This window comes from Streptomyces sp. NPDC050121, from assembly GCF_044460385.1.
Lineage (GTDB): Bacteria > Actinomycetota > Actinomycetes > Streptomycetales > Streptomycetaceae > Streptomyces > Streptomyces soliscabiei.
Genome location: NZ_JBITJV010000016.1, coordinates 173469 through 197844 on the forward strand (window position 1 = coordinate 173469; position 24376 = coordinate 197844).

Genomic DNA, 24376 nt, shown 5'->3' on the forward strand with positions numbered 1-24376 from the left:
TCGGATCATGCTTCGCGCTCGTCCTTCACCCGGCGGAGTTTTCCGAGCGAGCGTTCCAGTGACTCCGGTTCCACGACGGCCACCTCGACGCTGATGCCGACGCCGTCCTTGACGCCCTTGGCGATGGCCCGGCCGGCGCTCTCGCGCTGCTCCGGTCCGGCGTCCGGGCGCGCCTCGACCCGGACGGTCATGTGGTCCATCCTGCCTCGTTTGGTGAGGTGGATCTGGAAGTGCGGGGCGACGCCGGCCGTTTGCAGGACGACCTCCTCGATCTGGGTCGGGAAGACGTTCACCCCGCGCAGGATGATCATGTCGTCGCAGCGGCCAGTGATCTTGTTGATGCGGCGGAAGGCGGTACGTGCCGTGCCAGGCAGCAGGCGGGTCAGGTCCCGGGTGCGGTAGCGGATGACGGGCAGCGCTTCTTTGGTGAGCGAGGTGAAGACGAGTTCGCCGTCCTCACCGTCGGGGAGGACCTCGTCGGTGAGGAGGTCGACGACCTCGGGGAGGAAGTGGTCCTCCCACACATGCAGGCCGTCCTTGGTCTCCACGCACTCCTGGGCGACACCAGGACCCATCACCTCGGAGAGGCCATAGATGTCGACGGCGTGAATGTCCATGCGCTCCTCGATCTCGCGGCGCATCTCCTCCGTCCAGGGCTCGGCGCCGAAGATGCCCACCTTGAGGGAAGTGGTACGAGGGTCGACGCCCTGCCGCTCGAACTCGTCGAGCAGGGTGAGCATGTAGGTCGGCGTGATCATGATGATCTCTGGCTCGAAGTCCTGGATGATCTGCACCTGGCGGGCGGTCATGCCGCCGGAGGCGGGGATCACGGTGCAGCCGGCGCGTTCGGCGCCGTAGTGGGCGCCGAGACCGCCGGTGAACAGGCCGTACCCGTAGCTGATGTGCACCTTGTGACCGGGTCGGCCACCGGCGGCGCGGATCGAGCGGGCGATGAGATCCGCCCAGTTCGACAGGTCGTTCTCCGTGTAGCCGACGACCGTGGGCCGGCCGGTGGTACCGCTGGAGGCGTGGATGCGCCGCACCTCGGACATGGGAACGGCGAACATGCCGAAGGGGTACGTCTCGCGCAGGTCGGCCTTGGTGGTGAACGGGAACCTGGCCAGGTCCTCAAGGGTCCGGCAGTCGTCGGGGGCTACTCCGGCCGCGTCGAACTTCTTGCGGTACAACTCGACATTCTCATAGGCATGCCGCAACGTCTGCCGCAGACGGCGCAGCTGGAGATCGCGCACTTCCTGGCGCGACATCCGCTCGGCGTCGTCCAGCAGATCCGCCGGAAGCGGCTCGCCGCGCCGGGTCGGGGTGTCCACCCGTACTGTCGGTTCGGTGGTCATGGGTGCTCCTTGAAATCCGTGTTCCGGGTGCTGCGACTGCGTCCGCGGAACTCCGCGATCGCCGCGTCGCCATGTCTCACACTCACGTCATAGATGCCGCTGCGTCCGAAGCGGGTGACTTCTCGGGCGGTGGCCACCAGGACGTCGCCCTTCCGCACCGGGGCGACGAAAGTGATCTCCGCGCCGGAGGCAACGGTGACGGGGCCGTGACTGTTGCAGGCACAGGCGAAGGCGGTGTCGGCGAAGAGGAACAGACACCCGCCATGGGCGATCCCGTGGCCGTTAACCATGGACGCCGTCACCGTCATGCGCAACACGGCGGTCCCTTCGCCCTGCTCCAGCAGCTCGATGCCGAGGAGTCGCGAAGCCTGGTCGGCTGCGAACATGCGCGCTGCCGGCCCCGCCGTGGATGGCACTGCTTCCGTCACGGTTTACACCACCTTGTTAACCGACCGAACATTCGGTTAGCGTGCGGCCCGCCAAGTAATTCAAGCTGCGCCACACCCTGTCAAGAGGTGAGCCACATGCACGACACAGCCTCGGTGACGACGGACTTCTTCGCGCGCCACCGCACCCTGCTGGAACAGGCGGTGAAGGCGACCGAGAGTCGGGAGCACTGGACGCCGTACCCCGAATCGCCCAGCAAGACGGCGTACGGCGAAGACGCGCCCAAGCTGGGCGAGGCGGTCTTTCGGGAGCAGATCGGCAGGCCCTTCGACCTGCCCGGACATCCGGGAGAGGGGCGTGTGGCCCCCGGGGAGCAGTCCCCGTACGGCTTTCCGCTGGGGATCAGTTACCCGCGGCTCTCCCCGGAGGCCGCCGTGGCCGCCGCCAAGGGAGCCACGGCCGCCTGGCGCGAAGCCGGTCCGGACACGCGTGCCGCTGTCGCGGCTGAGGTCCTGTCCCGGCTCAATGCGGCAAGCTTCGAAATCGCGCACGCCGTGCAGCACACCACCGGTCAGGCGTTCGTGATGGCGTTCCAGGCCGGCGGCCCGCACGCCCAGGACCGGGGGCTCGAAGCGGTCGCCCACGCCTGGGCCGAGCAGAAGAAACACCCGGGCACGGCCCGCTGGAGCAAGCCACAGCGCAAGGGCGTCCCGCTGGTGATGGACAAGAAATTCACGCCGGTCGGTCGTGGCGTCTCACTGGTCATCGCCTGCAACACCTTCCCCACCTGGAACAGCTATCCGGGCCTGTTCGCCTCGCTCGTCACGGGCAACCCGGTCCTGGTCAAGCCGCACCCCGGTGCCGTGCTGCCGCTGGCGATCACGGTCCGCGTGATCCGCGAGGTGATGGCTGAAGCGGGCTTCGATCCCGATCTCGCGCTCCTGGTGGCCGAAGAGCCCGGCGGCCGGGCCGCAGCCGGACTCGCCCTCGACCCGGACGTACGGATCATCGACTTCACGGGCTCCAGCGAGTTCGGCGACTGGCTGGAGGCCAACGCACGCCAGGCCACCGTGTACACGGAGAAGGCCGGCCTCAACACCGTCGTCCTGGACTCCACCGACGACTACCACGGCCTGCTGGGCAACCTCGCCTTCTCGCTCTCCCTGTACAGCGGACAGATGTGCACCACCCCGCAGAACCTGCTGATCCCGCGCGACGGCATCATCACCGACCAGGGGCCGCGGACGGCCGACGAGTTCGCCGACGACCTGGCGGCCGCCCTGGACCGGCTGCACGCCGATGCGGCCCGGGCCGCCGGCACCCTGGGCGCGATCGTGAACGACGGCGTGCGCGACCGGCTGGCGGAGGCCGCCGGGGTCGGCCGTACGGTGCGTGCGTCGACAGCCGTACAGCACCCGGAGTACGCCGAGGCGGACGTCCGCACGCCGCTCATAGCGCGGCTGGACGCGGAGGCCGACCGTGAGGTCTTCACCCGGGAGTGGTTCGGCCCGGTCTCCTTCGTCGTCGGCACCGACTCCACCCGGCACAGCCTGGACCTGCTTCGCGAGACGGTGCGGGTGCACGGCGCGCTGATCGCCGCCGTCTACTCCACCGATGAAAAGGTGCTGGCCGCGGCCGAGAAAGCCGCGATGGACGCCGGCGTGCACCTGTCCGCGAACCTCACCGGCCAGGTCTTCGTCAACCAGTCCGCCGCCTTCAGCGACTTCCATGGAAGCGCGGCCAACCCGGCGGCCAGCGCCACTCTGTCCGACGCCGCCTTCGTCACCGGCCGTTTCGCCGTCCTGCAGTCCCGTCGACCCGTCACCGCCGAGGAGAGCGCCTAGTGTCCGAGGACATCTACCTGATCGACGGGGCTCGTACCCCGCAGGGCCGCTACGGCGGCGCTCTGGCCTCCGTACGCCCTGACGACCTGGCGGCCCTCGTCATCGGCGAGGCCGTGCGCCGCTCCGGCATCCCGCCCGAGGCCGTGGACGAGGTGATCCTCGGCGCCGCCAACCAGGCCGGCGAGGACAACCGGGACGTGGCCCGCATGGCGGTCCTGCTGGCCGGCCTGCCGCACACCGTGCCCGGTTACACCGTCAACCGGCTGTGCGCCTCGGGCCTGACGGCGGTCGCCTCCGCCGCCCAGGCAATCCGGGCCAAAGAGGCCGACCTGGTCGTGGCGGGCGGCGCGGAGTCGATGACCCGTGCCCCATGGGTGATGGAGAAGCCCGGCACGCCCTGGGCCAAGCCGGGAGAGGTGCAGGACACCTCGCTGGGCTGGCGCTTCACCAACCCCCGCTTCGAGGCTGCCGACCGCGTGGTGCCCGCCGGTGCCGGACCCGAGACGGTGAAGCTCACCCTGACCATGGGCGAGACCGCCGAAGAGGTCGCGGCCCTGGACCGCATCACCCGCGCCGACTCCGACGCCTTCGCCCTGCGCAGCCACCAGCGGGCCCTGGCCGCCCAGGAGGCGGGCCGCTTCGACCGCGAGATTGTGCCCGTCCCCGTGAAGGGGGGCGAGGTAACCCGCGACGAAGGCCCCCGTCCCTCCACCACGCTGGAGAAGCTCGGCGCCCTGCGGACCATCTTCCGCGAGGACGGCATCGTCACCGCCGGCTCCTCCTCACCGCTCTCCGACGGCGCCGCCGCGCTCGTCGTGGCGAGCGCGGCGGCCGTCCGGCGCTACGGCCTCACCCCGCGGGCCCGGATCGTCACCTCCGCCTCGGCCGGCGTCCAGCCCAACATCATGGGCCTCGGCCCGGTCCCCGCCACCGACAAGGCTCTGGCCCGGGCCGGCTGGCAGGTGGCGGACCTGGACGCCATCGAGTTGAACGAGGCGTTCGCCGCGCAGGCCCTGGCCGTGACGCGCCGCCTGAAGCTGGACGAGGACAGGGTCAACGCCGACGGTGGCGCCATCGCCCTGGGGCACCCGCTGGGGTGCTCCGGCGCCCGTATCCTGCTCACCCTGCTGGGCCGCCTGGAGCGCGAGCACGCCACGCGCGGACTCGCCACCCTGTGCGTCGGCGTGGGACAGGGCGTCGCGATGCTGGTGGAGCGGGTATGACCGACACCGCCTACGAGACGCTCCTGGTCGAGGAGCGCGACGACCGGGTGATCGTCACTCTGCACCGTCCCGAGGCCCGCAACGCCATCAGCGGCCGGATGATCGCCGAACTCCACGAGGTCTGCGCCCTGTTGGAGCATGAACCGAGGCTGCTGCTGCTCACCGGTCACGGACAGGTGTTCGCCGGCGGCGCCGACATCGCCGAACTGCTGCGACGAGGCCGCGACGAGGCCCTCCAGGGCATCAACAGCCGCCTGTTCGAGCGGGTGCGCCGACTGCCCATGCCCACCCTCGCCGCCGTCGACGGCTGGGCCCTGGGGGGCGGCGCGGAGCTGGCGTACGCCTGCGACCTGCGCATCGCCGGACCCGACGCCGTCTTCGGCAATCCCGAGCCGGGCCTGGGCATCCTCGCCGCAGCCGGTGCCTGCTGGCGGCTGCCCGAGCTGGTCGGCGAGTCGGTCGCCAAGCAGGTCCTGCTCGCGGGACGCGACCTCGACGCGGCCGCCGCCCTGGCGGTCGGCCTGGTCATCGACGTCGTACCGGCGGACGAACTGCTGAGCGCGGCCCACACGCTGCTCGACCGCATGGCACGCTCCTCGGCCACCGCGCTGCGCCTGACCAAGCTCGTCGTCGACTCCCCCGGCGCCCACCCGGTCGCCGACGACCTGGCCCAGGCCGTGCTGTTCGAGGGCCAGGACAAGAAGGACCGCATGACCCGCTTCCTGGAGAAGAGGAACCGCGCATGACCACAGCAACCGCACCCGCCGTCGTCGGCGTGATCGGCGGCGGCCGCATGGGCGCCGGCATCGCCCAGTCCTATGCGACCGCCGGTTCGGCCGTGACCATCGCCGAGAGCAGCGCCGAAGCCGCCGCCGCCGCGCTGGACCGTGTGGCGACCGGGCTGAAGCGGGCCGCCGAACGCGACCGCCTCGCCGAACCCGCCGAACGCGTCCTCGCCCGGGTCGGCACGGCCGGCTCGGTGGATGCCCTGCCCACCGACGCCGATCTGGTCGTGGAGGCCGTCCCGGAGGACCCCGCGCTCAAGGCCCGGGTCCTCACTGCCGCCGAACGGGCGGTGAGCGCGACAACCCTCCTGGCCAGCAACACCAGCTCGCTGTCGGTCACCGAACTGGCCGCCGCGCTCACCCGGCCGGGCCGCTTCCTGGGCATGCACTTCTTCAACCCGGTGCCGGCCTCGGAGCTGGTCGAGATCGTGGTGGCGCCTGACACCGACGCGGCCACCGTGGAAACCGCCCTGGACTGGACACACTGCCTGGGCAAGAAGGACGTCGTCGTCAAGGACTCGCCCGGCTTCGCCAGCAGCCGTCTCGGCGTCGCCCTGGGACTTGAGGCCATCCGCATGGTCGAGGAGGGCGTGGCCTCACCCGAGGCGATCGACGACGCCATGCGGCTCGGCTACAAGCACCCCTTGGGCCCCCTCCGCCTGACCGACCTGGTCGGCCTGGACGTGCGCCTGGCCATCGCGGAGCACCTGCACGCCACCCTCGGTGAGCGCTTCGCTCCGCCGCGACTGCTCCGCCAGAAGGTCGCCCGCGGCGAACTCGGCCGCAAGACGGGACAGGGGTTCCACTCATGGCGGTGACCGGGACGGCCGAGCACGTTGCCGCCGACGGCGCGGCCACCGTCGGCTACACACTGCGGGACGGCGTCGCCGTCGTCGAACTGCGCCGGCCGTCGGCGGGCAACGCCCTCGACGCGGCCCTGCGCCAGGGGCTGCTGGCCGCCGTACGGCAGGTGCGTGCCGACGGCGAACAGGTGCGCGCGGTGCTGCTGGCCGCCCAGGGCCGGCACTTCTGCGTCGGGCAGGACCTCAAGGAGCACGCCGACGCCCTGGAGACCCGCCCCGAATCGGCCTTCGACATCGTGCGGGCGGAGTACAACCCTCTGATCACGGAGATACGCGCGCTGCCCCAGCCGGTGGTCGTGGCCATCGAGGGCGCCTGTGTCGGCGCCGGTCTCGGGCTGGCCCTCTGCGCGGACCTGCGGGTGGCCGCCCGGGGTGCCCGCTTCGCCACCGCCTTCACCGGCATCGGTCTGGCGGCCGACAGCGGGCTGAGCGCCACACTGGCGCAAGCGGTCGGACCGTCGCGGGCAGCCGCTCTGCTGCTCCTCGGCGACCGCTTCGACGCCGGGGCGGCCGAGCGGTGGGGCCTGGTCCACCACGTCGTGCCGGACGGCACCGCAGCCGACCGGGGGCTCGACCTCGCCCGGCGGCAAGCCGTCGGTCCCACCGCCGCGTACACCGAGGTCAAAGCACTCCTGCGAACCACGGCAGACGGCGACCTGGCCGCGGTTCTGGAGGCGGAGGCCGCCGCACAGGAACGACTCGGCGCGACGGCGGACCACCGCGACGCCGTCCGTGCCTTCCTCGACGGCCGGACACCCGCTTTCACGGGGAACTGACCACGCTCCGGCACTTGCCCGAGCACAGGAACTTCGTCATATCATCCACCGAACGAACGGTCGGTAGGGAGAGAGTGATGCAGATGTCGACACAACAGGCCGCCTCATCAGAGGCAGTGGGCGCGCCGCCGGAGCTCCAGGAGTACTTCGAGGCGACCATCGCGCGGGATCAGCGGGTGGAGCCGCGCGACTGGATGCCCGAGGGCTACCGCAAGACGCTGATCCGGCAGGTGGCGCAGCACGCGCACTCCGAGATCATCGGGATGCAGCCGGAGGGCGAGTGGATCACCCGGGCGCCGTCGCTGCGCCGCAAGGCGATCCTGTTCGCCAAGGTCCAGGACGAGGCCGGCCACGGCCTGTACCTGTACTCGGCCGCCGAGACCCTCGGCGCGGACCGCGCCGACCTCACGGAGCGGCTGATCGAAGGCCGCCAGAAGTACTCCTCGATCTTCAACTACCCCACCCCGACCTTCGCCGACGTCGGTGTCATCGGCTGGTTCGTGGACGGCGCGGCCATCTGCAACCAGGTGCCGCTGTGCCGCAGTTCGTACGGCCCCTATGCCCGCGCGATGGTGCGGATCTGCAAAGAGGAGTCCTTCCACCAGCGGCAGGGCTACGAACTGCTGATGACCATGATGCGCGGCACCGACGCCCAGCGAGAGATGGTCCAGGACGCGGTGAACCGCTGGTGGTGGCCGTCCCTCATGATGTTCGGCCCGCCGGACGACAACTCGCCCAACTCGGCGGCCTCCATGGCGTGGAAGATCAAGCGGCACAGCAACGACGAACTGCGCCAGCGCTTCGTCGACATGACCGTCCCGCAGGCCGAGAAGCTCGGCGTCGCCCTCCCCGACCCGGAACTGCGCTGGAACGCCGACCGCGGCCGCCACGACTTCGCCACCCCCGACTGGGACGAACTGATGCGCGTCATCAAGGGCGACGGACCCTGCAACGCCGAGCGGGTCGAGCGGCGCCGGGCCGCCCATGAGGAAGGCACCTGGGTACGGGAGGCGGCCGCGGCGCACGCGGCGAAGCAGACGGCACGCGCGCGTGAAGGAGCGGCGGCATGAGCGACACGCAGCAGGGGGCGAAGGCCGGCTGGCCGCTGTACGAGGTGTTCGTCCGCGGGAAGCGAGGACTGAACCACGTGCACGTGGGTTCGTTGCACGCCGCCGACGACCGGATGGCCCTGACCCACGCCCGTGACCTGTACACCCGCCGCAACGAGGGTGTGTCCATCTGGGTGGTGCGCTCCCAGCACATCGCGGCCTCCACCCGGGACGAGAAGGACCCCTTCTTCGAGCCCAGCGCCGACAAGGTGTACCGACACCCCACCTTCTACGACATCCCCGACGACGTCCCCCACATCTAGGAGCAGGCATGAGCGACGACCACGTCTACCTGACCCTCGCCGAGGGACACGAGGACGACACCCGCTGGGCCTACGGCACGGGCTTCGAGGATCCGCTGTACGGCGTGGACACCGCTGTGCCCGACGGCGTCGACCGGGAGGGACTCGCCGCGCTCTGCCTGGCACTCGGCGACGACGCCCTGGTCTCGGCCCAGCGCCTGGCCGAGTGGACCACCCGCGCGCCGGAACTGGAGGAGGAGGTGGCCCTCGCCAACATCGGCCTCGACCTGCTCGGCCAGGCCCGCCTGCTGTACGCCCGTTGCGGCCAGGTCGACGGCACCGGACGGAGCGAGGATGTCTACGCCTACTTCCGTGCCCCGGACGACTTCCGCAATGTGGTACTGGCCGAACTGCCCAACGGGGACTTCGCGTTCACCATCGCCCGCCTGTTGATCCTCGCCAGCTGGCGGCTGGCCCACTTCGAGCGGCTCACCGCCTCGCCCGACCCGGTACTCGCCGCCATCGCCGCCAAAGGCGTCAAGGAACTCACGTACCACCGGCAGTACGCGGCCGAGTGGGTCGTCCGGCTCGGCGACGGCACCGAGGAGTCCCGCCGGCGGATGCGGGCCGGGCTCGACGGGCTCGTCCCGTACCTCGGCGAGGTGTTCGACGCCCACGACGCGAAGGCGGACGTCCTTGCCGTCCTGCGGCAGGTCACCGAGGCGGCGGACCTGCCCCTGCCCGAGGTGCCGTCTTCTCAAGGCGGCTCGGGCCGCGGCGGCGCCCACTCCGAACACCTGGCTCCGCTCCTCGCGGAACTGCAGAGCGTGGCCCGTGCCCACCCGGGGGCGACATGGTGAGCGTACTCACGGACGCCCGCCGTGCCCGGCACATCGCCGAGCGGGTCCCGGACCCCGAACTGCCCATGCTCACCCTCGCCGACCTCGGCGTGCTGCGGGAGGTGACGGTCGAGCCGGACGGCACGGTCGTCGCTGTCCTCACCCCGACCTACTCCGGCTGCCCGGCGATGGCCGAGATGCGCGCCGGGGTGGCAGCACGCCTGTCCGCCGCCGGTTACGAGCGGGTCGAGGTGCGCACGGTCCTCGACCCGCCGTGGACCACCGACTGGATCACCGCCGAGGGCCGCCGCAAACTCGCCGAGCACGGCATCGCACCGCCCGGACCGGCGCCCCGGCAGCCGTCCGGCCCCGTGCCGCTTGTCCTGTCCGCGAACCGGCACGTCGTGGCGTGCCCCCGCTGCGGCGCGAGCGACACCGAGGAGACCTCCCGTTTCGGTGCCACCTCCTGCAAGGCGCTGTGGCGCTGCCGCGCCTGCCGCGAACCGTTCGAGTACGTCAAGGAGATCTGATGGAGGACCTGTTGGCCCCCGGTACCGCCGCTCCCGTCCAGGTGCGGCGCGCGCGTCGCCGCCCGTCCTTCCACACACTGCGGGTTGCCGCAGTGGAGCGCTTGTGCGAGGACGCCGCCGCTGTGAGCTTCGACATTCCCGAGGAACTGGAGGGGGAGTTCGCCTTCGCTCCCGGGCAGTCGCTGACACTGCGCCGCGAGGTGGACGCAAGGGACGAGCGGCGCTCGTACTCGATCTGTTCGCCGGTCGGTTCCCGGCCCCGGATCGGGGTGCGGGTGGTGCCGGGAGGGCTGTTCTCGTCGTGGCTGGTACACGAGGTCCGGGCCGGTGACACCATCGAGGTGATGGCCCCGACCGGCGCGTTCACCCCCGACCTGACCGAGTCCGGACACCATGTGCTCATCGCGGCCGGCTCGGGCATCACACCGATGCTGTCCATCGCCGAGTCCGTCCTGGCCTGCGACGACCGATCTCGGGTGACCCTCTTCTACGGCAACCGACGTACCGGCTCGGTGATGTTCGCCGACGAGCTGGCCGACCTCAAGGACCTCTACCCGGCCCGGTTCCAGCTTGCCCACGTCCTCTCCCGCGAACCCCGCGAGGCCGAGCTGCTGACCGGACGCATCGACGCCGACCGGATGGCCGCGCTCATCGACGGGTTGGTCGACGTCTGCGACGCCGACCACTGGTGGCTGTGCGGCCCTCACGGCATGGTCCGCGACGCCCAGAAGGTCCTGGCCGAACTGAGAGTGCCCGACGACCGGATCCACCAGGAGCTCTTCTTCGCCGGAGAGGAACCGGCGGCCCCCGTCAGACGGACCGAGGACCAGGCCGACGGACCGGTCAGCCAGGTCACCGTCGTCCTCGACGGCCGCTCCACCACCTCCGCCCTCTCCCGCGAGGCCACGCTCCTCGACTCCGCCTCCCGGATCCGCTCCGACCTGCCCTTTGCCTGCAAAGGCGGCGTCTGCGGTACCTGCCGTGCCCAGGTCACCGACGGCGAGGCCGACATGCGCCGCAATTACGCGCTGGAGCCCGCCGAGGTCGACGGCGGATATGTGCTGACCTGCCAGACCTTCCCCGTCTCCGACAGCCTGACCGTCGACTTCGACAGCTGAGGGGCAGAGGGTGAACCCCGGCCGGAAGCCCGGCTGGACCGTCCGCCGATGCGATGAACGCGCTTGACACCGCCGCGCAGGAACGGATCAAGGAACTCACCGAGGAGGCCGCACGCCAGACCGACGCGCCGTGGTGCGGTAGGGCGGCGGGAAGGTGTTCGCGGCGGCGCGGGCATCAAAGAGATGCAGGCCATGGACTGCGCGGCGATGGTGTACAGCAGGTGCTGGTCCGGCACCGCGGTCGCGCCCAGGGGCGCCTGGATGGCCGAGGCAGCCTGCCGGGCAGCCGGACCGGCTGGTCATGTCCTTTGAAAGGGCTCGTCATCGCCGCTCCCGAAGTGGGTGCAGGAGAGATTCGGTTCATTCGATGTGCCGCCGGTCGCCCTCGGCGACACCTGCGCGCGATGGGCCGCCAGGAGCCGGCGCAAGGCCTCGACACCCTCCTCGGTACGCTCCGGTGCACCGGACGTGACCTGGTGGAAGACCAGGCCGTCCAGGGCCGCGAAGACGATCTCCGTCATCTCCTGCGACACGTCGAAGCAGGCCAATGCCTCGCAGACGGCATCGTGGTAGGCGTCGTAGAGCAGGTCGACGTGGCGGCGCAGTTCCGGCCGCCGACCGGATTCGAGCTTCAGCTCGTACTGGAACGCCTGCAGATCCGGATCGGCGGCGATGAACGCGGCCAGCGTCGCAGCGAAGTCTTCCAGGCGGCCACTGGCGGGCACCAGAGACGATGTCTCGATGCTGCGCCGCACAGCCCAGCCCAAAGCCTCTTCGAGCAGCGTGTCACGTGATCCGAAGTGGTGGACCACGAGGCCGTGGGTCACCCCGGCCTCGGCAGCCACGGCCCTGTACGTCAGCTTCCGCAGTCCCCCTCGCGCGACGACTTTGACGGCCGCGGCCATCAAGGCTTCCCGTCCTTGACCGTATCCGGGCCGATTGTCCTGGCCACCGGTCCCCTCATCGACCAGCGTCGCGGTCATGTACCCCCCTTTCCTCTCACCCTGCGCACCCTGACAAGCGAAATCTATCCTATTGACAAGTTATCCGAATGGATAGATTCTCGGCGGTGCCTCACTTCCTCCGCCTCACTGGAGTTCCCATGGCCCTGTCCGAAGGACTGCGCAGCACCCCGTTTTCCCCCCGGTACGACGACCGCGTCGAGGAGTGGATCGACGTCTACGGCCATGCCGTGCCCCTGTTCATCACGGACCCGGCCGAGGAGTACGAGGCATTCCGCACCGCCGCCGGCGCGCTGGACTACTCGATGCTCTACAAGTGGCACGTCGAGGGCGAGGACGCGCTCGCCACCGTCGACGCCGTCTTCTCACGGAGCGTCCGCGGGCTCGGCGAGGGCCGCATCGCCTACGGCGTGGTCGTCGACGCGGACGGCTTCATGATCGACGACGTGACCGTGGCCGTCCGCGCGCCCGGCCACGTGGTCGTCACCGGCGGCAACCCCGCCACCCAGCAGTCGCTGACCGCGCACGCCCCCGACGGCACCACGGTCACCGAGCGGCGCGACGAGTCCGCCGTGCTGACCCTGCAGGGACCGCGCAGCCGCGAGGTCCTCCAGCGGCTCACGCACGTCGACGTCTCCAACTCCGCCTTCCCGTACTACACGTTCGTCCGGGACGTCCTGGTCGCCGGCATCGGTGCGCAGGTCAGCCGGATCGGGTTCACCGCCGAACTCGGCTACGAGATCCAGGTGCCGCGCGAGCGTGCGCTGGACCTGTGGGACGCGGTCCTCGACGCGGGGGCCGACCTCGGGGCGAAGGCCGCCGGCGCGCTCGCCCTCCTGACGTGCCGCACCGAGGCCGGAATGATCATGGGTGAGCTGGAGTACGACCACACCGTCACCCCTTTCGAATGCCGGATGGGCTGGGCGATCGACTTCGACAAAGGCCCCTTCCAGGGCCGCGACGCGCTGCTCGCCAAGAAGGGCACCGCACAGGGGCGTGTGGTCAGCGTCGTCCTGGATACCGCGCCCGAGGCGGCCGAGGGCGCGCGGCTGGAGCTGGACGGGCGGGACGTCGGCTACGTGACAATGGCCGTGCCCTCGCCCGTACTCGACGGCTCCACCCTGGGGCTCGCCCGTGTGCACCGCGAAGCGGCGAAGTCGGGGACCGCGCTGACCGCGGTCGCCACCGACGGTTCCACGGCCGACGCCACTGTCCGGCCCACGCCCGTGTACGACCCCGAGCGCACCCGCGTACGGGCCTGAGCCGGAAGGCACCGCAGCCATGCAGCGCTACATCCTGACCGTCACCTGCCCCGACCAGCCCGGCATCGTCCATGCCCTGTCCGGTGGCATCACCGAGGCCAAGGGCAACATTCTGGAGAGCGCCCAGTTCTCCGATCCCGGTACCGGCACTTTCACCATCCGGGTGCTCCTGGAGACCCCCGAGCCCGACGTCGAGAGCCTAAGGGACGAGCTCTCCCTGCGCCTGGCGCGCTTCGACCCCGTGCTGTCCCTGCGGCCGGAGCAGCAGCGGCGCCGGGTGCTGCTGATGGTGTCGAAGTTCGACCACTGCCTGGTCGACCTCCTCTACCGCTGGCGTCTGGGCGAACTGCCCGTCGACATCCCGCTCATCGTCTCCAACCACCCCGACCTGGCGCCCGTCGCGCAGAGCTACGGCATCCCCTTCGTCCACCTCCCGGTCACCCGCGACACCAAGCCGGAGGCGGAGGCCGAGCTGGTGCGGCTGGTCGCCGAACACCACATCGACTTCGTGGTGCTCGCCCGCTACATGCAGGTGCTCTCCGACGACCTGTGCCGCAAGCTGTCGGGGCGGGTCATCAACATCCACCACTCGTTCCTGCCGGGCTTCAAGGGCGCAAAGCCGTACCACCAGGCCCACGACCGGGGCGTCAAACTCATCGGTGCCACCGCCCACTTCGTGACCGCCGACCTGGACGAGGGCCCGATCATCGAGCAGGACGTCGTGCGCGTCGGACACCGGCACACCGCGCCGGAGCTCGTCGCCATCGGCCGGGACGTCGAACGGGTCGTCCTGGCGCGGGCGGTGCGCCTGCACGCCGAGGACCGGGTCGTGCTGACCGGCTCCCGCACCGTCGTGTTCTCCTGACGCGAGAGGTTCGTACGACCATGACCACCGCGACGCTGCTCGACGGCAAGGCCGCGGCAGCCGAGATCAAGGCCGAACTCGCCGTCCGCGCCCAGGCGTTGAAGACAGGGGGCGTCACCCCGGGCCTGGGGACCATCCTGGTCGGCGACGACCCGGCCAGCCATTCCTACGTCGGCGGCAAGCACCGCGACTGCGCCCAGGTCGGCATCGCGTCGATCCGGGTGGAGCTGCCCGCCACCGCCTCCCAGGCCGACGTCGAGGCCGCCGTGCTCCGGCTCAACGCGGACCCGGCCTGCACCGGCTTCATCGTCCAGCTGCCGCTGCCGGCCCACATCGACACCCACGCCGTACTGGAGCTCGTCGATCCCGCCAAGGACGCCGACGGGCTGCACCCGGCGAACCTCGGGCGCCTCGTGCTCGGCATTCCCGGGCCGCTGCCCTGCACGCCCCGCGGCATCATCGACCTGCTGCGCCGCAACCAGGTGGCCATCACCGGCCGACAGTTCTGCGTGATCGGCTGCGGCATCACGGTGGGCCGCCCGCTGGGCCTGATGCTGACCCGCAGCACCGAGCACGCCACAGTGACCCTGTGCCACGAGGCCACCCAGGACACCGCCGCCCACGCCCGGGTCGCCGACGTGGTCGTGGCCGCGGCAGGCGTGGCCCACCTCGTCGGGCCCGACTGGATCAAGCCGGGCGCCACGGTCCTGTCCGTGGGCATCACCCGGACCGTGGAGGGCATCCTCGGGGACGTCCACCCGGACGTCGACCAGGTCGCCGGCTCCCTGGCCCCGCCGGTGGGCGGGGTGGGGCCGATGACCCGGGCCATGCTGCTGACCAACATCGTCGAGGCCGCCGAGCGCGGCCGGCCCTGACGGGGAAGCTGCGGTGCCGAGCCTGTTCGGGCTCGGCCCCGCAAGCCGTGTGCGGGCCAGCGCCGGAAGGCCCCGGCAGCGTCGCCGCCGGGGCCTGGCAGGCAGGACGCGCGCATGCTCGCCGTCTGCCCCAGTCCGCAGGGCCCGGCGCGCCGTACGCACCATCACAGGCGGCCGGCGTAGAAGGTGTAGCGCTCCAGCGGTTCTCCCTCGTGGCCCCATGGCCAGGGCGTCACCAGGCCGTCGATCGCGGTGAACACCGGGCGGGCGTCACCCGTGCGGGCCGGCGCGCACCAGGCAGTAGGCAAGCAGCCCGAGGTCGGCGACGGCGGCGGCCCGGCGCAGGCGTCCGGGGCTCAGCCAGGAGGCCAGCGCCTGATCCACCCATCGCGCGACGTGCGGTTGTACCCAGTAGCGGCTCGCCCCCAGCGCCCGGACTCCTCCGCGGTCCAGGTCGCCGTGGTACTGCCGTACGGCGGCCGCGGGCGGCAGGCATGCCGCCGGAGCGTCCGGCGGCATGACGGCGATGACGTCGTCGAGGAAGTCCCGCAACGCGCTCTGGCTCCCCTGCTCCTCCGGGGAGAGGTAGCCCAGGATCTGCAGATGCGCCTGACGGTGCCAGGGATCACGCGCGCGGATCTCCTCCCAGACCGGTGCGAGCTGGGCACGGGGCCGCCCCAGCGACCGCAGCGCCGCCAGCGCACCCACCCAGGGCGTCGGATCGCCCGGACGCGCCTCGGCGGCGAGGCGGCACAGCGCCAGGGCAGCCCAGGGGTCCGTGGCCCGTTCGGCCCACCCGGCCAGAACCAGCGCGTCCGCATCGCGCGGCCGGCGCTTGTGCCACCCGCGGGCCAGCGCGGGAGCAGCCTGCGCAAGCACGGAGATCCGGTGGCAGCGGCGGTCTCAGTCGGGCCCGGTGTCCTGCAGGAGCTGCTCGATCCGGGCGAGGTCCTGTGGGCCCGGGCCCCGCAAAGAGGCGACACCTCTGAGCACCCGGCCAAGGGCGGCATCGTCGAGTTCCGGGGCCAGCCGGGGCTTTGGCCGCCTGGTGCTGCCGAAGAGTGTCATCGCGGTGTCAGCGTCTGTCGTGGGCGGCTCGGACCAAGGCGTCGAACAGTCCCTGCTGGGCGGGGTCCTCGTGCGCGGTGTCCTCCGGGTGCCACTGGACGGCGGTGAACCATCCGTGGACACCGGGGAGTTCGAGCCCCTCCACGGTGCCGTCGGCCGCGCGTGCGGTGACCGCGAGTCCCACGCCGGCGCGGTGGACGCGCTGGTGGTGATAGCAGGACGCCTCGACCTTCTGTGCCCCGGTGGCCTGCTCCAGCAGGGTGCCGGGCTGGATCGCCACGGGGTGGACGACATGCCGGTGCTCGCGTTCCGGGCCGCCCATGTCCTGCTCCAGGGTGCCGCCGAGGGCGACGTTGACGACCTGGAGTCCTCGGCACACCGCCAGCAGCGGCAGGCCCGAGTCGATGGCCTGGCGGGCGACCTCGATGTCGAAATCGTCCTGGAGGTCGTCGACGTCGTAGACGCTGGCATGGGTGTCGGCTGCGCCGTAGCGGTGCGGGGCGAGGTCTCCGCCGCCGGGGAGCAGGACGCCGTCGAAGCGAGCGAGACGCCCAGCCACGTCTTCGGAGGCGGGGTGGATGCTCGCCGGTTCGCCGCCCGCCCGCCACACCGCCTCGATCAGCGCGCGGGCGCCCACCTCGGCGGCGTAGCGCAGCGCGGAGGTCGTCGCGGAGAAGCGGGCGGGGATCGCGATCAGGGGTCGGGTCACAGCTGGATCCAGGTGGTCTTCAGTTCGGTGTACTTCTCGATGGCGTGGGCGGACTTGTCGCGGCCGTTGCCGGACTGCTTCATGCCGCCGAAGGGGACGGTGAGGTCGCCCTCCTCATAGCAGTTGACCCAGACAGTTCCCGCCCTGAGCGCGCGGGAGACCCGGTGGGCGGTGGACAGGTCGGAGGTCCACAGGCCCGCGGCGAGGCCGTACTCGGTGTCATTGGCGAGTTCAACAGCCTCGTCGAGGTCGTCGAAGGTGAGGACGGACAGGACGGGGCCGAAGATCTCCTCGCGGGCCAGTTGCATGCCGGGGCGCACGTGGTCGAAGACGGTGGGGCGCAGGAAACTGCCTCCGGTCTCGGCCAGGGTGCGGCCGCCTCCGACACGCAGGCGGGCACCTTCCTCGAGGCCGGTCTCGATGTGGCCGAGGACCCGTTCGAGGTGGCTCTCACCGGCCATCGCGCCCATCTCGGTCGCCGGGTCGAGCGGGTCCCCGACGACCAGTTCCCGGGCCCGCGCCACGATCGCGTCGGTCACCTGTTCGGCGATGGAGGAGTGCACCAGGAGCCGGGAGGGGGCGGTGCACATCTCGCCCTGGTTGAAGAAAATGCCCCAGGCGGCGGTGGCGGCGGCCTTCTCCAGGTCGGGCGCGTCCGGGAAGATGATGTTGGGGGACTTGCCGCCGAGTTCGAGCCAGACCCGCTTGAGGTTGGAGTCGGCCGCGTAGTGCAGGAAGTGACGGCCCACGGCACTCGAGCCGGTGAAGGCCAGGACGTCGACGTCGGGGTGGAGACCGAGAGCGCGCCCGGCGACGGGGCCCTTGCCGCCCACCACGTTGAGCACACCCGGTGGCAGGCCGGCCTCGGTGGCGAGCCGGCCGAGCAGCAGGGCGGAGAGCGGGGAGTTCTCCGACGGCTTCAGGACGACGCTGCAGCCCGCCGCGAGTGCCGGGGCCACCTTCCAACCGGCCAGCGTCAGGGGGAAGTTCCACGGCACCACCGCACCCACGACACCGGCCGGTTCCCGGGTGACCAGCGCCAGGGCATCGGGGGCGGTATGGGGCGACTCGCCGGTGAGTTTGTCGGCCAGTTGCCCGTACCAGCGGAACGTGCTGATGACGGCGCGCAGCTCGATCTCGTACGCGTCCGTGATCGGCTTGCCCATCTCCAGGCTGACGGTCAACGCCAGTTCCTCGCGGTGCTCTTCGAGCAGGTCGGCGATGCGCAGCAGGATCCGGCCGCGGTCGGCCGGTGCGAGGCGGGGCCAGGGGCCGCAGTCGAAGGCCCGGCGCGCGGCGGCCACGGCCGCGTCCACCTCCTGCGTGCCACCGTCGGCGATCTGGGTCAGCACCTGGCCGTCGCGGGGGGATACGGCGGCGAAGATCGCCCCTCCCCCGCCCTCGTCGGCACCGTCGATGTGATGCGCCCCGGCCAGGTCCAGTGCCTTGGCCCGGCGCAACCATTCCTCGTGGGTGATGTCCATCATGCGGAACCTCCGGATACTTTATTTGATCCCAAACGATATGGTGTGGGCTCGGCAGTCACAAGAGTTCACGGTCGATCCGACGGATCCGTGAACCCGGGGAGGGAGCCCACCGTGCGCGCACTCGTCATCCAGCACGACCACGTGACCGATCCCGGTCCGGTCGGGGCCCGGCTCGTACAGCGCGGATACGACCTGAGCGTCGTGACCGTCGTACCCGGACACCGCCACCACGCGCCGGACGTCGCCTTCGACTTCCCGGCGGCCGACGGCTGGGACCTGATCGTGTCCCTCGGCGCGCCCTGGTCGGTCTACGACGAGTCGGCCGTGGGTTCCTGGATCGGCGGAGAGCTGGCGCTGTTGCGCAAGGCCCACCACCTCGGTGTCCCGGTGCTCGGGGTCTGTTTCGGCGCGCAGGCGCTGGCCACCGCCCTCGGGGGTTCGGTCGCGGCCTCGCCGCGCCCGGAGATCGGCTGGGTCCGGGTCGACACCGACGATCCCGAACTGATCGGCCCGGGTCCGTGGTTCCAGTGGCACTACGACCGCTGCCTCCTGCCGCCCGGAGCCGAGGAGGTGGCCCGCAACTTTGTGTGCACCCAGGCGTTCCGGCTCGGGCGGAGCCTGGGGGTGCAGTTCCATCCGGAGATCACGCCCACCACGGTGCGCCGGTACATGGAGCTCGGCGGCGCCGAGCAGTGTCTGCAGCACGGCGTGGATCCCGGGGAGTTGTTCACCCGGACAACGGAGCTGGCGGCGACGGCCCGCGCGAATGCCCGCCACCTGGTCGACGGGTTCCTCGACCGGGTGGCGGGCACGGTCGGCTGACCGTCTCCTGCGGGCAGCACCAGCGCGGCGACCTCGTCGACCAGCCTCTTCTGGTGCGGTGCGAGGTCGTGTCCCGTCCTCCCGCCGACCACCGCGAACAGCGCGCCGTCCAGCACCTTCACCCCGGCCGGGGTCTCGATGACGGCGTGCCCGCAGACAGAAGAGGCTGCAGCCGCCCTCCTGCACCATCGCCGATCGACTGGAGCCCGGCGGCCGGTTCGGCGGGCGGCAGCGCGCCGCTGCCGCTGCCGGCCCCGCCGAACAGCTCGTTCCACACGTATCCCGTGCTCAATGCATCCTCCGGGGGCGGGTGGGAGCCGGACGTGGCCGGTCCGGTCCCCGGAGAGCGGGAACGGGACCGGTCACATCGCGAGAAGCAGCCTCCTCAGACCTGGTCCGTCGCCCGGTCACGCGTCACGCGGGCGGTGACGACGCCGAGGACCAGGACCGCCGGGACGGTGAGTTCGAGCCAGGTCGCCGTGGTCGAGTCGCCGCCGATGAGGGTCGTGAAGTTGGCCAGGATCAGCCAGATCGCACCGGCGATGCCGAGCGCGCCCAGGATGGGGGCGATCAGAGTGTTCCAGGGGCGGGAATCCAGCCGCTCGCGCCGGAAGAACACCACCACCGACACGGACGTCAGCAAGTACAGGAGCATGATCCCCAGCACGGCCACCCCGCTGAACCACGAGAAGAGGGTCAGCACCGGGTCCTTGCCCAGCAGTGCGAAGGGCATGACGAGCAGCAGGGAGATCACGGTCTGCACGCTGCCCGCCACCCACGGGGAGTGACGCCGGTTGATCGCGGTCAGCCCATGGGGCAGCAGGCCGTCGCGGCCGAGGGAGAAGAGGTAGCGGTTGGCGGAGTTATGGAAGGCCAGGATGCCGGCGAAGAGGGAGGTCGCCAGCAGGATCGGCAGGACGTCGCCCGCCCAGGCGCCGAACTGTGCGGTGATCGGTGCGAAGACCCATGCCGTGGCGTCACCACTCTCCAGCGCCTTGCCGGCCTCGGCGGTGGCGCGGGAAGCGCCGTGCGCGGAGACCAGCATCCATGAGGTGAAGGCGAAGAAGCCGGTGATCACGGCGACGGAGAGGTACGTGGCCCGGGGCACAGTCCTTCGGGGCTCGCGCGCCTCCTCGCCGTAGATGGCGGTGGCCTCGAAGCCGAACATCGACGCGACGGCGAACATCAGGGCCACACCGGGAGCACCCTGGAGCGCGGCCTGAGGCGAGAAGCTGTCGGCGAAACCCAGCCCCTCGGGGCCGCCGCCCTTGAAAAGGGTGACCAGGGCGAAGACGAGCAGGATGCTGAACTCTGCCAGGACGAACACCGCCAGCACCTTGGCCCCCATCTCAATGCCGGCCGCGCCAAGGACCTGGACGATCACCATGGTGACCAGGGCCCAGACCCACCACGGGGCATTCAGACCGGTGTACGGCTCCACCAGGGCGCTGACGATCGATCCGTACAGCCCGTACATGGCTGCCTGGACCGCACAGTAGGCGAAGAGCGCGACACCGGCGCTGCCGGAGCCGGTCGGACGGCCTAGCCCCCTGCCGATGTATGTGTAGAAGGCGCCGGCGTCCACGACATGGCGTCCCATGGCGACGAAGCCCACGGAGAACAGCAGGATCACGATGCCGGCCCCGGCATAGGTGGCAGGCGTACCCGCGCCGTTGCCGATGGCGACGGCGATGGGCACAGCCCCGGCGATACCGGTCAGGGGGGCCTGTGCGGAGAGGACGAAGAAGAGGATGCCGAGGACACCCAGGGAGTCGGGCTTGAGTCGGCCAGCGATGGGTTCGTCCTGCACGGTCTGGTTTCTCTGGACCGTTTGACTGTCCACGGGGATCACCTGCCAGGGGAGCGGAGCGAAGGAGTTTATTTTGGAGCCAAACGAGTTGCCTCATGGTGAGGCGGAACTATCCACACGACAAGGGGGTGGGCGATGTTTTTCCGCTGCCGCTCCCGCCCGGGGGACATCCCCAGGGAACTGGCGTCGCGGTAGCGGCGCCAGGACAGCAGCGATGTCCGGCTACTCGTGGACGGTGATGGCCTGCAGCGGGCAGACGTCCGCGGCTTCCTGCACCTCGTCGGCGTTCGCCGCGTCCAGCTCCGCCGTGTACAGCTCGGTGGCCTCGTTCCGCAGGGACAGGCGTCCCTGCTCGTCCAGGGCGAAGAGGTCGGGGGCGGCGTAGACGCACTGGCCGTGGTCCTGGCACTTCTTGAGGTCGACTTCGACGCGCATGATGACTCCTGGGTGTGGTGCTGTGCTGTGTGCTGAGAGGGGAACGGCCGGCGTTCTGTCAGCTCAGCCGGATCGGCAGGTGGGCGATGCTGCGCAGGAACTCGGTGTGGGTGAAGGTGGGCTCACCGGCGAGTTCGATCGCGCTGAAGCGGTTGACCAGCGCGGTGAAGACGACGTCGGCCTGCGCGCGGGCGAGCACCTGTCCCGCACAGCCGTGCTGGCCGGAGCCGAAGGCCAGGTGCTGGCTCGCGGCGGCCGGACGGTTGTGGTCGAAACGGCCCGGGTCGCGGAAGGCTTCCGGGTCGCGGTTGGCGGAGCCGAGGAGCAGGACGAGGACCTCGCCGGCGGGCACGGTCGTGTCACCGATGACCGTTTCCTGGGTGGTGAGGCGCGAGGCCATCTGCTCGGGGGTCTCGATGCGCAGCACCTCGTTGATGAAGCCGGGCCGGATGTCGGGCTGGTCGCGGTAGATCCCGATGTACTCGGGGTGTTCGGCCATGTGCCGGACGCCTTGCACGATGAGGTGCTTGATGTCCAGGTGACCGACGGCGAAGAAGAGCAGGATCGAGAAGACGACCTCGTTCTCGCTCATGTTCCCCGCGTCCTGCTCGGCGAGGAAGTGGTCGATCAGTCCACTGCCGGGGTGGGCGCGCTTGTGGGCGATCAGGGCGCGGATGTGCTGCTCGAACCACTCGAAGGCTTCACCGGTGACCCGCCAGTCGCCCTCGTCGGACCCGGGCCCGAGACTGACGCCGATGTCATAGGTGGCCTTCTGGATCTCCAGCATTTTCGTGGGCTCGACACCGAAGATGTGACAGATGGTTTCGAAGGTGGAGCGCAGGGCGAGGTCGTCCACCGCGTCGAGCGTGCCGCCTGCCTCGACCGCCTTGTCGAGTGCGGCATCCACGGACGTCTGCATCACCTTGGACCACTCCTCGACCGCCTTGGGCGTGAACCAGCGGTTGGTGATGCGGCGCAGCCGGGTGTGGTCGGGGGCGTCCTGGCCGAGCACCGTGTCGTGCAGCGGATCGGCCACGCCGAAATCGAGCTTGCGCACACTGAGGGTGGGGTTGCGGATCAGCTTCGCGACGTCCTCGTAGCGGGACACCACGTACACGCCGAACGGATGCCGGTAGACGGGCGCCTCCGCACGGAGCCGGGCGTAGTACGGAGCGGGGTTCGCCCGGTAGCCGGGGTCGCGGAACGGAAGCAGCTCGGCTGCGGGAGCCTCGATGGTCATGGGGATCTCCTAGGGATGCATGGCGGCCGCGGACGGTCCCTGCCATGCAGGCGAGAATTATCCATCTGGAAAGCTGCGTCAATGCTTCCGGCGGCCGTAACCAACTCTTTACTCGTACGGAATCAAACGAGATCATGGCGCCGAACAGCGAAAGGCTCCGGACGCGGAACGTCCGGAGCCTTGGAACAAGCAGGTCAGAAGGGTTGTCAGCCGCCTTCGGCGGTATGGTCGCCGGCAGCGTCACCGCTTGCGTCGAGGAGCCGCAGCAAGGAGCGCAGCTCTTCCAGTGCGGCATCCGTGACCTCGGGCTCACCGAGGACGAGCTGGTGCAGTACGAGGCCGTCGAGCGCTGCGAAGACCAGCCGGGTCAGTGCCTTGTCCGCGCCGGCGGGCAGCATGCGGGTCAGTTCGCGCTGGGTGGCGTCGAAGTACTCGTCGTACAACGCGCGGATCTGGGGCAGCAGCTCCGGGCGGCGGCGCGATTCCAGCAGCAGCTCGTACTGGAACGCCTGGATGTCCGGGTCCGCCGTGACCATCTGCGACAGCCCCGCCGAGAAGTCCGCGACCTTGCCGGTGCCCGGTTCGAGCGCACTGGTGCTCAGCGAGGTGCGGATGGTGTGGGCGAGGGTCTCCTCGATCAGGGCATCGCGCGAACCGAAGTGGTGCACCACGAGGCCGTGGGTGACCCCGGCCTCCTCCGCAACGGCCCGGTAGGTGAGCCGGCGCAGGCCGCCCCGCGCCACCACACGCACGGCGGCGTTCAGCAGGGCTTCCCGCCCCTCGCCGTACTGCAGGCGCTTGCGTGAGGTCCGGCTCTTGGGGGCGTCGGTGGACTCGGTCATGGGGGCGACCCTACCTGGGCAGGCGGCCGCACCGGACGCCTCGGTCGGCAGGCCCGGTGCGGCGCCGTCTCATGGGCGTTTGTCAGCGCCTGGGCGGGCGGATGCCGCGGAACTCCCAGTCGCCGCCGAGCGCAGTGGACAGGACCTCCTCGGACTCGGTGGGCTGGGCGCCGACGTCGGTACGGATGGGGGTCGGGCCGGTGACGATGTGGTTCGTCAGCCGGCCGAGCCCCTCCACCTCCACCTCGACGACGTCGCCGGGCTGGACGGGCCGGGAGTTGGCCGGAGTACCGGAGAGCAGGACGTCACCGGGGTAGAGGGTGATGGTGCGGGCGATGTCGGCGACGAGGTAGTGCATGTCCCACTGCATCTCGTCGGTCGAACCGTCCTGCACCACCTCGCCGTTGACGTAGGTGCGCAGGCTCTTGCCGTGGAAGTCCCAGTCGGTGACCAGGCCAGGGCCGAGGGGGCAGAGGGTGTCGGAGCCCTTGACCCGGAGCATGGAACCGGCGTCGGTGTCACGGAAGTCGTGCAGGCCGTAGTCGTTGGCGACGGTGTAGCCGGCGATGTACTCGCCCGCCTCGGCCGGGGAGATGTTCCGCGCGGTCTTCCCTATGACGATGGCGACCTCGCCCTCGTAGTTGAGCCACTTGCAGCCCTCGGGGCGGACGATGGCGCCCTTGTGGGAGTTGAGCGAGGAGGTCGGCTTGTGGAAGTACGTGGGAGTGTCGGGCAGCTCGATTCCGAACTCGTCGACGCGGCTGCGGTGGTTGAGGTGGACGGCGATCACCTTCGACGGCACGACCGGCGGCAGGTGCTGCGCGTCCTCGGTCTTGACGCGTCGGCCGTCCCCGGCGACGAGCTCATCGCCTTCGACGGTGACCTGGACGGCGGCGCCGTCGAGGAGGATACGGCGGTACTCGGGCATGTT

Annotated in this window: 25 protein-coding genes; 14 read left to right on the forward strand and 11 right to left on the reverse strand. The window is 70.6% G+C overall.

Features of this window, described 5'->3' with window-relative positions; all coding sequences use genetic code 11:
- Positions 1–5: 5 nt before the first annotated feature.
- Both paaK and paaI read right to left on the reverse strand, forming a co-directional pair.
- Positions 6–1352 carry a phenylacetate--CoA ligase PaaK gene (paaK, locus tag ACIBTS_RS24810; RefSeq protein ID WP_399322217.1) on the reverse strand — a complete coding sequence of 449 codons (1347 nt, stop codon included), beginning with the start codon at positions 1350–1352 and terminating at the stop codon, positions 6–8.
- A complete protein-coding gene (gene paaI / locus ACIBTS_RS24815; protein WP_399322219.1) occupies positions 1349–1780 on the reverse strand; it encodes a hydroxyphenylacetyl-CoA thioesterase PaaI in 432 nt (143 codons plus the stop codon). Before paaI ends, paaK begins: the two co-directional genes overlap by 4 nt.
- A 96-nt stretch (positions 1781–1876) precedes the next feature.
- Between paaI and paaN the strand changes: the two genes are divergently transcribed.
- From paaN to paaE, 10 genes are all read left to right on the forward strand, one after another.
- Positions 1877–3583: a phenylacetic acid degradation protein PaaN gene (gene paaN, locus ACIBTS_RS24820; RefSeq protein WP_399322221.1), complete on the forward strand. Its 1707-nt coding sequence runs from the start codon at positions 1877–1879 to the stop codon at positions 3581–3583.
- Positions 3583–4806, forward strand: coding sequence for a thiolase family protein (locus ACIBTS_RS24825; RefSeq protein ID WP_399322223.1), 1224 nt, complete (start codon positions 3583–3585; stop codon positions 4804–4806). The genes paaN and ACIBTS_RS24825 overlap by 1 nt, the downstream gene beginning before the upstream one ends.
- On the forward strand, positions 4803–5552 hold the full coding sequence (locus tag ACIBTS_RS24830; RefSeq protein ID WP_399322224.1) for an enoyl-CoA hydratase/isomerase family protein: 750 nt from the start codon (positions 4803–4805) through the stop codon (positions 5550–5552). The genes ACIBTS_RS24825 and ACIBTS_RS24830 overlap by 4 nt, the downstream gene beginning before the upstream one ends.
- A complete protein-coding gene (locus ACIBTS_RS24835) occupies positions 5549–6409 on the forward strand; it encodes a 3-hydroxyacyl-CoA dehydrogenase family protein (protein WP_399322226.1) in 861 nt (286 codons plus the stop codon). The genes ACIBTS_RS24830 and ACIBTS_RS24835 overlap by 4 nt, the downstream gene beginning before the upstream one ends.
- Positions 6400–7230 (forward strand): enoyl-CoA hydratase/isomerase family protein, encoded by an 831-nt coding sequence (locus ACIBTS_RS24840; protein WP_399322228.1) that lies wholly within the window; start codon positions 6400–6402, stop codon positions 7228–7230. Before ACIBTS_RS24835 ends, ACIBTS_RS24840 begins: the two co-directional genes overlap by 10 nt.
- Positions 7231–7313: 83 nt before the next feature.
- Positions 7314–8300 (forward strand): 1,2-phenylacetyl-CoA epoxidase subunit PaaA, encoded by a 987-nt coding sequence (gene paaA / locus ACIBTS_RS24845; protein ID WP_399322230.1) that lies wholly within the window; start codon positions 7314–7316, stop codon positions 8298–8300.
- A complete protein-coding gene (gene paaB / locus ACIBTS_RS24850) occupies positions 8297–8602 on the forward strand; it encodes a 1,2-phenylacetyl-CoA epoxidase subunit PaaB (RefSeq protein WP_399322231.1) in 306 nt (101 codons plus the stop codon). Before paaA ends, paaB begins: the two co-directional genes overlap by 4 nt.
- Positions 8603–8610: 8 nt before the next feature.
- Positions 8611–9441: a 1,2-phenylacetyl-CoA epoxidase subunit PaaC gene (paaC, locus tag ACIBTS_RS24855; protein WP_399322233.1), complete on the forward strand. Its 831-nt coding sequence runs from the start codon at positions 8611–8613 to the stop codon at positions 9439–9441.
- Positions 9435–9950: a 1,2-phenylacetyl-CoA epoxidase subunit PaaD gene (paaD, locus tag ACIBTS_RS24860; protein WP_399322235.1), complete on the forward strand. Its 516-nt coding sequence runs from the start codon at positions 9435–9437 to the stop codon at positions 9948–9950. The genes paaC and paaD overlap by 7 nt, the downstream gene beginning before the upstream one ends.
- Positions 9950–11068, forward strand: a complete 1119-nt coding sequence (gene paaE / locus ACIBTS_RS24865; protein ID WP_399322237.1) for a 1,2-phenylacetyl-CoA epoxidase subunit PaaE — start codon at positions 9950–9952, stop codon at positions 11066–11068. The genes paaD and paaE overlap by 1 nt, the downstream gene beginning before the upstream one ends.
- Before the next feature lie 299 nt (positions 11069–11367).
- Here paaE and ACIBTS_RS24870 read toward each other — a convergent pair whose 3' ends face one another.
- A complete protein-coding gene (locus ACIBTS_RS24870; protein ID WP_399322239.1) occupies positions 11368–12051 on the reverse strand; it encodes a TetR/AcrR family transcriptional regulator in 684 nt (227 codons plus the stop codon).
- Positions 12052–12170: 119 nt separating this feature from the next.
- Here ACIBTS_RS24870 and ACIBTS_RS24875 point away from each other — a divergent pair, with 119 nt between their 5' ends.
- From ACIBTS_RS24875 to ACIBTS_RS24885, 3 genes are read left to right on the forward strand one after another with little or no spacing between them, the layout of a single operon-like run.
- Positions 12171–13292, forward strand: a complete 1122-nt coding sequence (locus ACIBTS_RS24875; RefSeq protein WP_399322241.1) for an aminomethyltransferase family protein — start codon at positions 12171–12173, stop codon at positions 13290–13292.
- A 19-nt stretch (positions 13293–13311) separates the two neighbouring features.
- Positions 13312–14157 (forward strand): formyltetrahydrofolate deformylase, encoded by an 846-nt coding sequence (gene purU / locus ACIBTS_RS24880; protein ID WP_399322242.1) that lies wholly within the window; start codon positions 13312–13314, stop codon positions 14155–14157.
- Between the two features lie 20 nt (positions 14158–14177).
- Positions 14178–15032: a bifunctional methylenetetrahydrofolate dehydrogenase/methenyltetrahydrofolate cyclohydrolase gene (locus ACIBTS_RS24885; RefSeq protein ID WP_399322244.1), complete on the forward strand. Its 855-nt coding sequence runs from the start codon at positions 14178–14180 to the stop codon at positions 15030–15032.
- Between the two features lie 270 nt (positions 15033–15302).
- On the opposite strand, the gene ACIBTS_RS24890 is transcribed toward ACIBTS_RS24885, so the two are convergent.
- From ACIBTS_RS24890 to ACIBTS_RS24900, 3 genes are all read right to left on the reverse strand, one after another.
- Entirely contained in the window at positions 15303–15911 is a 609-nt protein-coding gene (locus tag ACIBTS_RS24890; protein ID WP_399322245.1) for a hypothetical protein, read from the reverse strand.
- A 196-nt stretch (positions 15912–16107) separates the two neighbouring features.
- The gene (locus tag ACIBTS_RS24895) at positions 16108–16809 is read right to left on the reverse strand and encodes a gamma-glutamyl-gamma-aminobutyrate hydrolase family protein (RefSeq protein ID WP_399322246.1); all 702 of its coding nucleotides are present in this window, start codon (positions 16807–16809) and stop codon (positions 16108–16110) included.
- Entirely contained in the window at positions 16806–18296 is a 1491-nt protein-coding gene (locus tag ACIBTS_RS24900; RefSeq protein WP_399322248.1) for an aldehyde dehydrogenase, read from the reverse strand. Before ACIBTS_RS24900 ends, ACIBTS_RS24895 begins: the two co-directional genes overlap by 4 nt.
- 111 nt (positions 18297–18407) lie before the next feature.
- On the opposite strand from ACIBTS_RS24900, the gene ACIBTS_RS24905 reads away from it, so the two are divergent.
- Positions 18408–19118 (forward strand): type 1 glutamine amidotransferase, encoded by a 711-nt coding sequence (locus ACIBTS_RS24905; protein WP_399322250.1) that lies wholly within the window; start codon positions 18408–18410, stop codon positions 19116–19118.
- A gap of 385 nt (positions 19119–19503) precedes the next feature.
- Here ACIBTS_RS24905 and ACIBTS_RS24910 read toward each other — a convergent pair whose 3' ends face one another.
- From ACIBTS_RS24910 to ACIBTS_RS24930, 5 genes are all read right to left on the reverse strand, one after another.
- The gene (locus ACIBTS_RS24910; RefSeq protein WP_399322251.1) at positions 19504–20961 is read right to left on the reverse strand and encodes an APC family permease; all 1458 of its coding nucleotides are present in this window, start codon (positions 20959–20961) and stop codon (positions 19504–19506) included.
- 189 nt (positions 20962–21150) lie between these two features.
- Positions 21151–21363: a ferredoxin gene (locus tag ACIBTS_RS24915; RefSeq protein ID WP_399322253.1), complete on the reverse strand. Its 213-nt coding sequence runs from the start codon at positions 21361–21363 to the stop codon at positions 21151–21153.
- Positions 21364–21421: 58 nt separating this feature from the next.
- Complete coding sequence (locus ACIBTS_RS24920; RefSeq protein WP_399322255.1) at positions 21422–22603, reverse strand: cytochrome P450; 1182 nt, start codon at positions 22601–22603, stop codon at positions 21422–21424.
- 206 nt (positions 22604–22809) lie between these two features.
- Positions 22810–23445, reverse strand: coding sequence for a TetR/AcrR family transcriptional regulator (locus ACIBTS_RS24925; protein ID WP_399322257.1), 636 nt, complete (start codon positions 23443–23445; stop codon positions 22810–22812).
- 82 nt (positions 23446–23527) lie between these two features.
- Positions 23528–24373 (reverse strand): fumarylacetoacetate hydrolase family protein, encoded by an 846-nt coding sequence (locus ACIBTS_RS24930; RefSeq protein WP_399322258.1) that lies wholly within the window; start codon positions 24371–24373, stop codon positions 23528–23530.
- Positions 24374–24376: the final 3 nt, after the last annotated feature.